General features: G+C 54.0%; 12 protein-coding genes. 7 read left to right on the top strand and 5 right to left on the bottom strand.

What is annotated here, in order from left to right:
• Window positions 1-34 precede the first annotated feature (34 nt).
• On the top strand, window positions 35-379 hold the full coding sequence (locus WJU16_RS21320; RefSeq protein ID WP_341835425.1) for an iron-sulfur cluster assembly accessory protein: 345 nt from the start codon (window positions 35-37) through the stop codon (window positions 377-379).
• Window positions 380-767: 388 nt separating this feature from the next.
• Here the strand turns inward: WJU16_RS21320 and secDF are convergent, their stop codons facing one another.
• Window positions 768-3923: a protein translocase subunit SecDF gene (gene secDF / locus WJU16_RS21315; protein WP_341835424.1), complete on the bottom strand. Its 3156-nt coding sequence runs from the start codon at window positions 3921-3923 to the stop codon at window positions 768-770.
• Between the two features lie 224 nt (window positions 3924-4147).
• Between secDF and WJU16_RS21310 the strand changes: the two genes are divergently transcribed.
• The 3 genes from WJU16_RS21310 to WJU16_RS21300 all read left to right on the top strand — a co-directional run bounded on the left by WJU16_RS21310 (window position 4148) and on the right by WJU16_RS21300 (window position 7423).
• Window positions 4148-5344 carry a serine hydrolase gene (locus tag WJU16_RS21310; RefSeq protein ID WP_341835423.1) on the top strand — a complete coding sequence of 399 codons (1197 nt, stop codon included), beginning with the start codon at window positions 4148-4150 and terminating at the stop codon, window positions 5342-5344.
• A gap of 31 nt (window positions 5345-5375) precedes the next feature.
• Window positions 5376-6110 (top strand): DUF4397 domain-containing protein, encoded by a 735-nt coding sequence (locus WJU16_RS21305; RefSeq protein WP_341835422.1) that lies wholly within the window; start codon window positions 5376-5378, stop codon window positions 6108-6110.
• Window positions 6111-6232: 122 nt separating this feature from the next.
• On the top strand, window positions 6233-7423 hold the full coding sequence (locus WJU16_RS21300; protein WP_341835421.1) for a pyridoxal phosphate-dependent aminotransferase: 1191 nt from the start codon (window positions 6233-6235) through the stop codon (window positions 7421-7423).
• A gap of 70 nt (window positions 7424-7493) precedes the next feature.
• On the opposite strand, the gene coaE is transcribed toward WJU16_RS21300, so the two are convergent.
• The 4 genes from coaE to nusB form a co-directional block, all read right to left on the bottom strand.
• The gene (coaE, locus tag WJU16_RS21295) at window positions 7494-8078 is read right to left on the bottom strand and encodes a dephospho-CoA kinase (protein ID WP_341835420.1); all 585 of its coding nucleotides are present in this window, start codon (window positions 8076-8078) and stop codon (window positions 7494-7496) included.
• Between the two features lie 71 nt (window positions 8079-8149).
• Entirely contained in the window at window positions 8150-8440 is a 291-nt protein-coding gene (gene yajC, locus WJU16_RS21290; RefSeq protein ID WP_341835419.1) for a preprotein translocase subunit YajC, read from the bottom strand.
• 101 nt (window positions 8441-8541) lie between these two features.
• The gene (locus WJU16_RS21285) at window positions 8542-8988 is read right to left on the bottom strand and encodes a DUF1573 domain-containing protein (RefSeq protein WP_341835418.1); all 447 of its coding nucleotides are present in this window, start codon (window positions 8986-8988) and stop codon (window positions 8542-8544) included.
• Window positions 8989-8995: 7 nt separating this feature from the next.
• A complete protein-coding gene (gene nusB, locus WJU16_RS21280) occupies window positions 8996-9925 on the bottom strand; it encodes a transcription antitermination factor NusB (protein ID WP_341835417.1) in 930 nt (309 codons plus the stop codon).
• 289 nt (window positions 9926-10214) lie between these two features.
• Between nusB and groES the strand changes: the two genes are divergently transcribed.
• The 3 genes from groES to WJU16_RS21265 all read left to right on the top strand — a co-directional run bounded on the left by groES (window position 10215) and on the right by WJU16_RS21265 (window position 12831).
• The gene (gene groES / locus WJU16_RS21275) at window positions 10215-10499 is read left to right on the top strand and encodes a co-chaperone GroES (protein WP_341835416.1); all 285 of its coding nucleotides are present in this window, start codon (window positions 10215-10217) and stop codon (window positions 10497-10499) included.
• Between the two features lie 50 nt (window positions 10500-10549).
• Window positions 10550-12187, top strand: a complete 1638-nt coding sequence (gene groL / locus WJU16_RS21270; RefSeq protein WP_341835415.1) for a chaperonin GroEL — start codon at window positions 10550-10552, stop codon at window positions 12185-12187.
• Between the two features lie 113 nt (window positions 12188-12300).
• The gene (locus WJU16_RS21265) at window positions 12301-12831 is read left to right on the top strand and encodes an FKBP-type peptidyl-prolyl cis-trans isomerase (protein ID WP_341835414.1); all 531 of its coding nucleotides are present in this window, start codon (window positions 12301-12303) and stop codon (window positions 12829-12831) included.
• Window positions 12832-12834: the final 3 nt, after the last annotated feature.

Genomic DNA, 12834 nt, shown 5'->3' with positions numbered 1-12834 from the left:
TTTTCCGTATTTTTGTATTCAAACTTTTCGATAAATGGATACAATTACGCAAGCTCCTATAAAATTCACCGCCGGTGCGGTAAAAGAACTGAAAAGGCTCATGGAAGAAGACAGCTTCGACCGTACGCAATTCCTGCGCATAGGCGTGAAGGGTGGCGGCTGCTCCGGTTTGTCTTACATCCTCGGCTTTGACGCCAAAATGGATGGCGACGATACCTTTGATATCGAAGGCATCCCCGTGATCATGAAAAAAGCGCATGGCCTTTACCTGATGGGCATCGAAATCGACTTCCAGCATGGCCTGGACGCCCGCGGTTTCACTTTCAACAACCCGAACGCTTCCTCCAGCTGCGGCTGCGGCACTTCCTTCGCCGTATAATCCGGCTTCCGGAAATCATATTGACCAGGGTGGACAGGTAATGCCTGTCCGCCCTTTTCATTCCCTGCCACACCATTGCCCTTTATTCCTACTACTGCCCCTCCCGCCCGGCAAAGGCATCGCTTGCGGTCATATAATTGTCAGCTGAGCTACCTCTAAGCTACCTCGCAGCCACCTATAAGCCACCTATGAGCCTCCCTTATAAAGAGGTAGCTCTCATATGTTGTTGTAATGGCTTTAAGATGAAATTGAGATAGTAAAAGTAAATGGAAGCCTAATGTTAAGGAAACTGCTGGCCCAGACGAACCCTATAGTACGGATACGGCACAAAAAAAGGAGACCAGGGAAAAACCCTGGTCTCCTTTTTTATCTGAAGATGATTGCGGTCTTATTTGCCACGCACTAACGGCGGAGCCTTCTCGATCACTACAGACTCACGCTCTTGCGCAAGTGTGTTCTTCTTGTCGAAGTCCACCAGAATGGGGGCTGCAACGAAGATGGAAGAGTAAGCACCGGTCAGTACGCCGATCAGCATTGCGAATGCGAACCCACGGGTCACCTCGCCACCGAAGACGAAGAGGATGAGGATGGTGAGGAATACCGTCACGGAAGTCATGATGGTACGGCTCAGGGTTTCGTTGATCGCGCGGTTGATGACGTATTTGGTATCCAGACCTTTCGTGTTGCGGAAAGTTTCACGGATACGGTCGAATACGATCACGGTATCGTTCATCGAGAAGCCGATCACGGTAAGGATCGCCGCGATGAAGTGCTGGTCGATCTCCAGTGCGAAGGGCACAAAGCCACGGCAGAAGGAGAACACGGCCAGGGTTACGAGTACGTCGTGCAGGAGGGAGAAAATGGTACCGATAGAGTATTGCCATTTGCTGAACCGCAACAGGATGTACAGGAAGATCACGAAGATGGAGAGAATGGTAGCGTATACGGCTCCCTGACGCAGGTCATCGGAGATGGTGGGCGCTACGGTCTGCGAACCTACGAGGTACTTGGCTTCGAAGGTAGCCTGATCGGGCTTGCTGTCGTAGAAAGCCTGCAGGCCGGAGTGCAGTTTCGCCATTGCGTCTTTCGCCGCTTCGTCGGTATTCTCTTCGATACGGTACGGAGTGGTGATGTTGAGCTGGTTGTTATCGCCGATGGTTTTAACGAAGGTCTCGGAATCGAAAATCTTGTTCAACGCACCGTGTACGGCTTCCCGCTCTACCGGTTTATCGAAACGGATGGTATAGCTGCGGCCGCCGTTAAAGTCAACTCCGTGGTCGAATCCATTAAAGAAGGAACCTACACCGAGGACCATTACGATCGCTGAGATCACGTAAGCAATCTTGCGTTTGCCAACGAAGTCGAAGTTCGCGTGCTTGAAAATCCTGCGGCTGAGCGGTGTGAAGTATTCGAAGTGGCGTTTGCGCTTCATCCAGAAGTCTGTCACCATGCGGGATACGAGGATACCGCAGAACAGGGACAGGATCAGACCGATGATCTGCGTGGTGGCGAAGCCCAGTACGGGGCCGAGGCCGAAATAGAACAGGATGATCGCGGTGAGCAGCGAGGTAATGTGACCATCGAGCACCGGGGCGTAGGAACGTTTGTAACCGTCGTCCACCGCCTGCTGGTAGGTTTTCCCTCTGCTGAGCTCATCCTTGATACGTTCGAAGATCACTACGTTGGTGTCTACCGCCATACCGATCGTCAGTACCAGACCGGCGATGCCAGGCATGGTGAGCGTTGCGCCCAGGTATGCGAGGATGCCGAAGGTAAAGAGGAGGTTGAGGATCAGGGCGATGTTGGCTACGATGCCACCGGTATTGTAATATACCAGCATCAGCACGAAGATCACGGCGAAGGAGATGATGAAGGACTTGGCGCCGGCTTCGATGGATTCCTGGCCGAGGGTCGGCCCTACCACTTGTTCCTGAACGATCTTGGCGGGAGCCGGCATGCGGCCGGATACCAGGATGTTCGCAAGGTCCTGCGCTTCTTCCAGCGTGAAGCTGCCGCTGATGGAAGAGACGCCGTTGGGGATCTCGCCGCGGATGGAAGGAGCGGTGTAAACAATGTTATCGAGTACTACGGCTACGTAGTTGAAAGTTCTCGGATCGTCGGGGTTGGTGGGTTTCAGCGCGCGGGTCAGGTTGCGCCAGTCGCGGGTGCCGGTTACGTCCATGGTCATGGATACTTCGGGCGCGTGGTTGTCCTGTCCGAAATCGGCTTTCGCCGCGATTACCCTTTCGCCTGTAATTTTAGCTTTCGGGCTGGAGGGGTTCACCTTAACACCATACACCTGCAGGGGCTGGCTGCGGTCTTCCTTGTTGGAAGGGCCGTAGAGGAACACCAGGTCTTTCGGGATCACCGCTTTCACAGCCGGCATTTCCAGGTATTTGCGGAAAGTGGCGGTATCGGAGGTGGCGATGTAACCGAGGGTGGAACTGGGGATCAGGCCTTCCGTCTGCGTAGCGTTCATGCGGAGGATCGCGAAGAGCGGATTCTCCTTCATGGCCTGCTGCTGCAACAGGGCGGCGGAATCTTTACCGGCAGCGGCTACGTCTTTCGACAATACGCTGGTCAATGAAGCGGTATCGTTTGCGGCGGCCGGCTGAGCGGCAGCGGTAGCTGCGGAATCATTGGGCTGCGCGGTAGTGTCGGTTACGATGGGTGAATTACCCAGGGACCGGCGGATCGCCTCGTTCATGGGCGTCAGCACAGCGGTGTAGAATTCATCGCTGTTCTTGTATGTTTCCCTGAATTCGAGGTTGGCGCTGGCCTGGAGGTACTGGCGTACACGGTCGGCATCATCCACACCGGCCAGTTCCACGGAAATAATACCGCGGTTCTCGTCGAGGTTGATGGTGGGCGACGCTACACCGAACTTGTCGATACGGTTTTGCAGTACCTTGTAAGTATTCTTGATGGCGGCCTTCGCTTCCGTGCGGATCACGTTCAGCACCTGGTCGTTGGTGCTGTTGAAGTTGATCTCTTTCAGCTGGGCGTTGGCGAACACGTTCGACAGTTTGCCGTTCGGGTTCTTTTCCTTGTACGCTTCGCCGAACAGGGTCACAAAGTCGGACTGGCTGTTCTTCTTACGCTCGCGGGCGGTGGCGATGGCTGCATTGAGGGCAGGATCGTTGGGGTTGCCGGCCAGGGCGCGGACAACGTCTTCCACGCTAACTTCCAGCACCACGTTCATACCTCCCTGCAGGTCGAGGCCCAGGTTGAGCTGCTTTTCTTTAGCCTTGATGTAGCTGGTGTTCCAGGGGAATCCCGCAATCTGCTTGCCACTGGAGCTGTCCAGCTTGTAGTCCGTACGTTCCTTAACCAGGTCGTTCAGCGTATCCTGGTACAGGGCCTGAAGCTCCTTGTTCCCGGGATATTTCGTTTCGGCGGAGGGATTTTGGCGGGCAACATCAGCTGCGGCCTCAGCCTTCATCTTCTTCTCAAAGTTCCGCACCACGAACGTGAAGGACAACTGATACAAAGAAATAAGGATCAGGGCGGCAGTAAAAAATCTAACCAGTCCTTTTAGTTGCATTTTCTTTTCGGATTATTAATACTAATTTTTAAAGAGTTGCAAAGATAGAATTTAAATTGATATATTAAAGCCCCGATCAAAACAGCCATAAAATCACTATGTGATTGGTTTTGATAGGGATTTCGCATTCAAATTTTCCTTCTATGCAGCAACGGATTTTGTTGGCGTCTGCAATATTGGTTTTTTTTGCGAACTGCCAAACTTACCAGGGAAGAAATTTCGCCATGAAACCATTGAAACCGGACAATTACCTGGACTCCCTCCTGGCGGCCCATGCAGCCCGGCTGGGGCCTGCTCTCGCCGATCCGGAAGCTTTCCGGATCGAGATTTTTTATACCCGGATCGACCGCGACGCGCGCAATACACCTCATTTGCAGGAGTTCCACTGGCCCCAGGCCCCCTCCTCCTACTTCTATCCCGCCTCTACCGTAAAACTGCCCGCGGCGCTCCTCGCCCTGGAAACCCTCCGAAAACAAGACATCCCGCCTACGGCGGATATGCTGACCGACAGCCTGCCGGGCATCTCCACCGCCGCGGACACCGATACGTCCTCCCCTACCGGCAAACCCTCCGCCGCCCATTACATCAAAAAGATCCTGATGGTCAGCGATAACGATGCGTTCAACCGGCTCTATGAGCTCCTGGGCCAGGAAGCGTTCAATAAAAGCCTCCATGATAAAGGATATGCCGGCGCCCGCATCATCCACCGCCTCAGCATGCCCCTCTCGCCGGAAGCCAACCGCCAGACCAACGGCATCCGCTTTTTTACGCCGGAAGGCACTGTTCCGGTGCTCATACAAGCGCCCCGGTATTACCGCGGCCCCGTGCCGGGAACGCCTTCGCAGGCGCCAGAACAGGCCGGAAAGGCGCATTACGCGGGGGATTCCCTCGTACAACAACCGTTCGACTTCTCCTTGAAGAACCGGATCGCGCTGGGCGACCTCCATCAAATCCTTCAAAGCATAATTTTTCCGGAAACTGTAACATCCCGCCAACGTTTTCGTTTAACGAAGGAAGACTACCGGTTTTTATACCGGTACATGTCCAGGCTGCCAACGGAAAGCGAGGCAGGAGATCCGAAATACGACACGGCTGAATTCCACCGGAATTATACCAAATACCTTATGGGCGGCGCGGATGCCAGCGTGCAACTGCCTGCGGGGCTGAGGATTTACAACAAATCCGGCTGGGCTTATGGCTTTCTGACCGATGTCGCGTATTTTGCGGACTTTGCCAACAAGATCGAATTCCTCCTGTCCGCCCGCATTTACACGAATACGGACGGCGTCATCGGAGACGATACATATGATTACGAAACCATTGGAAAACCATTCCTTCGCGAACTGGGCGCCATTATTTATGAAACGGAACTGACAAGGGAAAGAAAATACAAACCGGACCTGCAACGTTATACAGACTGACAAAAATTGACTTCATAACCGTAACAAATCAATGAACATAAAAACCAAAGAGCGCATGGTAACCAAAATGAGCCGTTTATGGACACTGGCGGCATTGACCGTAGTAGCTGCAACAGGATTCACCTCCTGCCTGAAAAACTCTGACCCGCAACCGCAACAGCCCGTTACCTACGTGGCTTTCGTGAACTCGCTTGGCACCGAGTATGGTGTAGACATCTTTATGGACGCCAAGAAAATCAACAGCGAACAATTCAAGTACGGTGCTGCCGACGGCGCCCTGTTTACGCCGAAAAACTACAAGATCGACTTCAAGAAATTCGGTACCGAAGTGCTGCTGGCCTCTGAATCCGCTCCCTTCGACACTTCGCGTTATACCACGCTGATCCTGCATGGCGACGGTTCCCACGCAGACGTTCACCGTATCCTGGAAACATGGACCAACGCGGCAACCGACCGGGCGAACGTTCGTTTCTTCAACCTCGTTCCCAACTCCGGCCCCGTTGACCTGTACATCGGCGAAACCCGCGTTTGGGGCGGCCGTCAATACGAAGACTTCATGAGCGGCCAGTACGACCAGTTCACCGCCAACAACCTCGGCACGTTTAACATCGTGGCGAAAGGTCCGGGCGGAGATACCCTTGCCATCAAGGAAGTATCCCTGGCTGCACGCGGCGGTTTCTACAATATCATGTACCAGGGGATCGACAGCGTGACCACCGGCGACCTGAAGCCCAAGATCACGGTTATGCCCTACCAGAACCAATAAGCAGTACCGCTTTATACATTTTTCAAAACATTCCGGGACCCTGGTTCCGGAATGTTTTTTTATGCCCCTCCTCTCGTTTTTTTGCTGTAGGTTTGCCGCGGTCAACCCAAAAAACAGTACGCATGCAACTAGCAGAAAGATTAACGCGGATCTCCGTTCCGCAAACCATCAGAATGGCCAAACTCAGCCGGGAACTGAAAGCCCGGGGCATTGACATTGTGGACCTCAGCATCGGGGAACCCGATTTCGATACGCCGGAACACATCCGCGAGGCCGCCAAAAAAGCCATCGATGAAGGGTATACCCACTATACCCCCGTAGCCGGATACCTCGACCTCAAACAGGCCGTGGCGCACAAGCTCCAGCGCGACAACGGGCTGGAATACACCGCCGAACAGATCGTCGTATCCACCGGCGCCAAGCAATCCATCGCCAACGCCGTGCTCTCCATCGTGAATCCCGGCGACGAAGTGATCATCCCCACGCCTTACTGGGTTACTTACTCCGAACTGGTGAAACTTTGCCAGGGCGTCGTGAAGTTCGTGCCCTGCGGCATCGATAACAATTACAAGATCACGCCGCAACAGCTGGAAGCCGCCATCACGCCGCAAACCAAACTGTTCATGTTCTCTTCCCCCTGCAACCCCACCGGTTCCGTGTATTCCCACGACGAACTGAAGGGCCTGGCGGAAGTATTCGAAAAACATCCGGACATCTTCATCATTTCGGATGAGATCTACGAATATATCAACTACGTGGCGCCGCACACCAGCATCGCTACTTTCGGCAGCCTGAAAAACCGCACTATCATCATCAACGGCCTCAGCAAAGGCTTCGCGATGACCGGCTGGCGCCTCGGCTACCTGGCCGCTCCGCTGGAAATTGCCAAAGCGGCAGACATGGTGCAGAGCCAGTTCACCTCCGCCACCTGCTCCATTACCCAACGCTGCGCCATCACGGCGCTCCGCGGACCGCTGGACACCGCGCAGGAAATGGTGAAAGCTTTCGGCGAACGCCGCGCCTTCATCTTCGACGCCCTGAAAAACATTCCGGGCCTCCATGTAAACCTTCCTGACGGAGCATTCTACATGTTCCCCAACGTGAGTGGCTTTTTCGGCAAGCAATATGAAGGCGAGCGCATCGAAAACGCCGACGACCTCTGCATGTTCCTGCTGCACAAAGCCAACGTGTCGGTCGTTTCCGGCGCGGCTTTCGAACAACCCCAGTGCATCCGCATCTCCTACGCCACCAGCCTCGACCGCATCCGGGAAGGCATGAAGCGTATGACCGAATGGCTGGCGAAACTGCAATGAGTTTTTCCCGGTAAACACGAAGGCCCGGCGATGATCGCCGGGCCTTCGTGTTTATAGTTGCCCCGTATCCTTACAAGGCCAGGAATGTTTTATGAAGCTCCAGCACCTGGGGGATCACGAGCTGCTGTTCATCATTGTAAATGACGTAATCGGCCAGCTTCCGCTTGATCTGCTCGTCGAGCTGTTTGTGCATGCGCGCGATGACGGCGTTGCGGTCGGTATTGTCGCGCTGCATGACGCGCCGGATGCGGAGGGCTTCAGGTGCGTACACAGTGATCACCTTATCGACGTGGTGGAACGATTCGGTTTCGAACATGAGCGCGGCTTCCTTGATCACGTAGGGGGCGTTCTGGCGGCTGGCCCATTGTTCGGAATCGCGGATGGTGGCGGGATGGACGAAGGAATTGAGGATGGCGAGCTGCTCTTTGTCGGCAAACACGATATCGGCGATGAATTTGCGGTTGAGCGTGCCGTCGGGGAAATAGGCGGCTTCACCGAAGTGGCCGCGGATGCGGGAAGCGAGCTCCTGGTCGCGGACCATGATGTCTTTGGCGGCTTCGTCGGCATAAAAGACGGGGATGCCGAGGAGGGCGAAAATCTTCGCTACGGTAGTTTTTCCGGAGCCGATGCCGCCGGTGATTCCGATGATGCGCATATAGGGCAAAATAATAAAAAAAGAGAAGGCGTAAAGCCTTCTCCTCCTGTGTTCGCGTTAAAATCCCGGAATTATTTCGTTTCGGCAGCTTTGTTCTGCGCGTTGGTGTATTCCATGCTGATGGCGGAACGCTCCATGGTGAAGAAGGTGCCGGGGCTCACTTCTACCTGCAGGGTGCCGTTATCGTTGATTTTCTTCACTTTGCCATGGATACCGGCTATGGATACCACCTTGTCGCCTTCGCGCAGGTTGTCGATGAAAGTTTTTTGTGCTTTGGCTTTTTTGGTTTGCGGACGGATCATGAAAAGCCACATCACGAGGATCATACCACCGAAGAAGATGAGGGTGCCCATGCTGCCCATACCGCCGCCCTGTGCGCCACCGGCGGGGGCGTCATCAGGAATACGTTTGTTAAGAAGTTGTACATCTGTATGTGTTTATTTGATTTGAACGGTTAAAGTTACTATTTCTTTGCCACGATCTCGGCGGTAATGCGCGGACCGGCATTTCCGGAGGGTTCGGTGTTGGCTTCGATGTAGATTTCTTTTTCGGTATAGCCTTCGGGACGGCCTTTGCTGTCGAACTTCACTTTGATGTAAGCGGAATCACCGGGGCGGATGGGTGCTTTGGGCCATTCCGGGATGGTGCATCCGCAGGAGGCTTCCGCGCGGCTGATGAGCAGGTCGCGGCTGCCGGTGTTCTTGAATTTGAAGGAATATTCGACGACTTCGCCGGCTACGATTTTCCCGAAGTCGTGCACCTGCTTTTCGAAGGAGATTACAGGGCGGGCGCCTAGGGACGTATCCTGTGCCCGGGAGCCGGAGGCGGCCGGAGCCTTGCTGCCCTCAGGGCTGTTGCAGGCGCCGAAAGCGAGGGACACGGCGAGGATGGCGAGGAAGGAAGCTTTCATGGCTCGTTTATTTACGGTTACGGTCCGTTTTCTCCACGAGGTTGGCCTGGAGGAGATCTTTCAGGATATTATCGAGGATGCCGTTGACGAACTGCCCGCTTTGCGGCGTGGAGTAGGCTTTGGCCAGGTCGATGTACTCGTTGATGGTTACCTTGGTGGGAATGGTGGGGAAATAGAGAAATTCACAGACGCCCATTTCCATCAGCAGCATGTCTACCGAGGCAATACGCTCGGGGTCCCAGTTCTGGAGTTTGGGCCGGATAAGCTCCAGGCAGTAGTCCTTTTTGTTGAGGACGGTGCTGAGGAGGTCGCGGGCATATTCCAGTTTTTCGCGGGAGATGAGCTGGAGGAAGTTGAAGAGCTGGGGCTTGGAGAGGTAGTTGCCTACCAGGATGCCCATCATGTCGGCATCGTCGCCCCAGTGAAGGAAGCTGTCTTCCATGTGCTGGATGAAGTGGTCGCTTTTCTCCAGTATTTCGGAAAAGATGAATTCCACGATTTGCTTTTCGGAGGCTCTGTCGCGGGAGGGTTGGGCGATGTATGCTTTATAGGTCTCCGTTTCGGTGAGTTGATGGTAGAGTTTCCGGGTGAGCTCGGGGTCTTCGAGGCGCCGGAGCTTCCAGGTGTCGAGGTTGACGAGGAACCCCTTATCGTTCAGCACCTGGAAAACGAAGTCGTTCCCCGCCACTTTGGTGTTCACGGCAAGGTCTTCCGCACTGGGCAGATGTTTGGAGGCCCTTTTCTGGGCTTCCGTCTCCGCGTACTGGGCCACTCTGGCCATAGAGTACAGGAGGTAGGTGAAAACCTGACACGTCTGGTCCAGTTTCTCATTTAGCAAACTCATGGCAGTGCCCGGTTTCACCGTTTCCTGCTCCATGGTGTCCATGGCATACAGCGTTTGCATTACTTTTACCCGGATATTTCTTCTACTGATCATTTGTACGCTTAGGAAAATGGCCGCAAATCTACTGTTTTACAGCGACTTTTTAAAAAATACTTCCGGCGCCCCCGGCCGGGGGCGCCAAACTGCCATTCCAGGGCTGTTGTCAGGCCGAAAATGAAAAAATGTCATTTTCTGGCATGGCAAGTGAATTTACTTATCTTTGGAACCTGCAAATTTGACCAGAAAATCATTTGGCACAATCTCTGACAGAGGGAAATCCGTCCGATTTCGATCAAAACCGGAAAAACTTTTACAAACTCATCTTTTTAAAAATAGAATCAAAATGGCTAAAAGCAAATTGAGTATCAAACCTCTGGCAGACAGGGTGATCGTAAAACCCGCAGCAGCTGAAGAAAAAACCGCAGGCGGCATCATCATCCCCGACACGGCTAAAGAAAAACCGCAACGCGGAACGGTAGTAGCAGCCGGTCCTGGTAAAAAAGATGAACCCGTGAGCGTGAAAGTAGGCGATACCGTGCTGTACGGCAAATATTCCGGCACCGAGATCAGCCTCGAAGGAGATGACTACCTGATCATGCGCGAATCCGACATCCTGGCCGTTATCTAATTCCCGGCCCAGAAATTTAACCTTCACGACCAAAGAAAATTTATACGACTATGGCAAAGCAAATATTCTTTAATACCGACGCCCGCAACAAAATGAAAAAAGGCGTTGACACCCTGGCCAACGCAGTGAAAGTGACCCTCGGCCCCAAAGGCCGCAACGTAGTGATCGAAAAGAAATTCGGCGCTCCCGGCGTAACCAAAGACGGTGTTACAGTAGCTAAAGAAATCGAACTGGAAGACCCCATCGAGAACATGGGCGCTCAAATGGTGAAGGAAGTAGCTTCCAAAACCGCTGACATCGCCGGCGACGGTACCACTACCGCCACCGTGCTGGCCCAGGCCATCATCGGCGAAGGTCTCAAAAACGTAGCCGCAGGCGCGAACCCCATGGACCTGAAACGCGGTATCGACAAAGCCGTGAAAGGCGTTGTGGAAAACCTGAAAAAACAATCCGAAAAAGTAGGTAACGACAACAAGAAAATCGAACAGGTTGCCGCTATCTCCGCCAATAACGACTCCGAAATCGGTAAACTCATCGCCGAAGCGATGCGCAAAGTAACCAAAGACGGCGTTATCACCGTAGAAGAAGCCAAAGGCACCGAAACCACTGTGGAAGTGGTAGAAGGTATGCAGTTCGACCGCGGTTACCTCTCCCCCTACTTCATCACCAACAGCGAAAAAATGCAGGCCGAGCTGCAGAATCCCTACATCCTGATCTACGACAAGAAGATCAGCACCATGAAGGATATCCTGCACATCCTCGAGAAAGTGGCCCAGCAAGGCGCTCCCCTCGTGATCATCTCCGAAGACCTCGAAGGCGAAGCACTGGCTACCCTGGTGGTGAACAAACTCCGTGGCACCCTGAAAGTTGCCGCCGTGAAAGCCCCCGGCTTCGGCGACCGCCGCAAGGAAATGCTGCAGGACATCGCAACCCTCACCGCAGGTATCGTGATCAGTGAAGACCAGGGCTATAAACTGGAAAACGCAGACCTCACCTACCTCGGCCGCGCAGAGTCCGTAACCATCGACAAAGACAATACCACTGTTGTTGGCGGTAAAGGCAAAAAAACCGATATCCAGGCACGTATCAACCAGATCAAGTCCCAGATCGAGGTAACCACCTCCGACTACGATCGCGAGAAACTGCAGGAACGCCTGGCCAAACTGTCCGGCGGTGTTGCCGTACTCTACGTGGGTGCCGCTACCGAAGTGGAAATGAAAGAGAAGAAAGACCGTGTGGACGACGCCCTGCACGCAACCCGCGCTGCCGTTGAAGAAGGCATCGTTGCCGGTGGCGGTGTTGCTTTCATCCGCGCGATCGAAGGCCTGGATAAAATCAAAGGCGAGAACGAAGACGAAATGACCGGTATCGCGATCGTTAAACGCGCGATCGAGGAGCCTCTCCGTCAGATCACCGCCAACGCAGGTATCGAAGGTTCCATCGTGGTACAGAAAGTGAAAGAAGGTAAAGGTGACTTCGGCTTCAACGCCCGCACCGAAACCTACGAGAAAATGCTGGCCGCGGGTGTAATCGACCCCACCAAGGTATCCCGCATCGCCCTGGAAAACGCCGCATCCATCGCTGGTATGCTGCTGACCACCGAATGCGTGATCGCCGACAAACCCGAACCCAAATCCGCAGCTCCCGCAATGCCGGGCGGCGGTCATGGCATGGGCATGGATTACTAATCCACCCGTTCCGGAAATATTCCTTCCCGTCCCGGCTTTTGCCTGGGACGGGATTTTTTTATGCTGTAACTTTCCGGCCACTGATACCGTTTAAAGTTAAAATTCCGAACCAGATGCCGTTGAACAAAGGATTACGATTGTTTCGCTCCCTCCCGCCCTCCCTGGGCCTCCTGGTACTGGCAGTTGGCCTGCTGACGGGTTGCGCAAAGTCGTTGGAAGATGCGGACAGGATACTTTCCGATATCGTAGCGGAGACGAATGCCATCCGGGGGTACCTCAAGCAACACAAGATGGATTCCGGCACCGTCATCCACCCCAGCGGGATGATATACCGGATCTGGGAACCCGGCGACAAATCGGACACCATCAGCCTGGACGAAATCCCCGTGGTTACCTACAAGCGCAAGTTGCTGGGGCAGGACCAGATCGTGGAAGCCTCCCCGATCCCCACGTCTTTCGACAACCGCCGGCTGAAAGACCATATCCTGGGTTGGCAATACGGGTTGCCCCTGATTACCAAGGGCGGCCGGATCGAGCTTTTCATTCCCAGCAGGCTGGCTTTCTCCGACGTGGGCATCCCCGGAAAAATTCCGCCGAATGCGATCCTGCATTGCGACATTACTTTAATCGATATCAGAAAATAACCA

Source organism: Chitinophaga pollutisoli (assembly GCF_038396755.1).
Classification (GTDB): Bacteria; Bacteroidota; Bacteroidia; order Chitinophagales; family Chitinophagaceae; genus Chitinophaga; species Chitinophaga pollutisoli.
The sequence above is the reverse complement of the archived record's forward strand: the minus strand, read 5'-3'. Positions and strand labels throughout refer to the sequence as shown.

What these genes read in the sequence shown, in the direction of transcription:
- groL (WP_341835415.1), top strand. Translation starts at nt 10,550, where the DNA reads ATGGCAAAGCAAATATTCTTTAATACCGACGCCCGCAACAAAATGAAA.
- WJU16_RS21305 (WP_341835422.1), top strand. Translation starts at nt 5,376, where the DNA reads ATGAACATAAAAACCAAAGAGCGCATGGTAACCAAAATGAGCCGTTTA.
- groES (WP_341835416.1), top strand. Translation starts at nt 10,215, where the DNA reads ATGGCTAAAAGCAAATTGAGTATCAAACCTCTGGCAGACAGGGTGATC.
- WJU16_RS21265 (WP_341835414.1), top strand. Translation starts at nt 12,301, where the DNA reads ATGCCGTTGAACAAAGGATTACGATTGTTTCGCTCCCTCCCGCCCTCC.
- coaE (WP_341835420.1), bottom strand. Translation starts at nt 8,078, where the DNA reads ATGCGCATCATCGGAATCACCGGCGGCATCGGCTCCGGAAAAACTACC.
- secDF (WP_341835424.1), bottom strand. Translation starts at nt 3,923, where the DNA reads ATGCAACTAAAAGGACTGGTTAGATTTTTTACTGCCGCCCTGATCCTT.
- WJU16_RS21300 (WP_341835421.1), top strand. Translation starts at nt 6,233, where the DNA reads ATGCAACTAGCAGAAAGATTAACGCGGATCTCCGTTCCGCAAACCATC.
- yajC (WP_341835419.1), bottom strand. Translation starts at nt 8,440, where the DNA reads ATGGGCAGCATGGGCACCCTCATCTTCTTCGGTGGTATGATCCTCGTG.
- WJU16_RS21285 (WP_341835418.1), bottom strand. Translation starts at nt 8,988, where the DNA reads ATGAAAGCTTCCTTCCTCGCCATCCTCGCCGTGTCCCTCGCTTTCGGC.
- nusB (WP_341835417.1), bottom strand. Translation starts at nt 9,925, where the DNA reads ATGATCAGTAGAAGAAATATCCGGGTAAAAGTAATGCAAACGCTGTAT.
- WJU16_RS21310 (WP_341835423.1), top strand. Translation starts at nt 4,148, where the DNA reads ATGAAACCATTGAAACCGGACAATTACCTGGACTCCCTCCTGGCGGCC.
- WJU16_RS21320 (WP_341835425.1), top strand. Translation starts at nt 35, where the DNA reads ATGGATACAATTACGCAAGCTCCTATAAAATTCACCGCCGGTGCGGTA.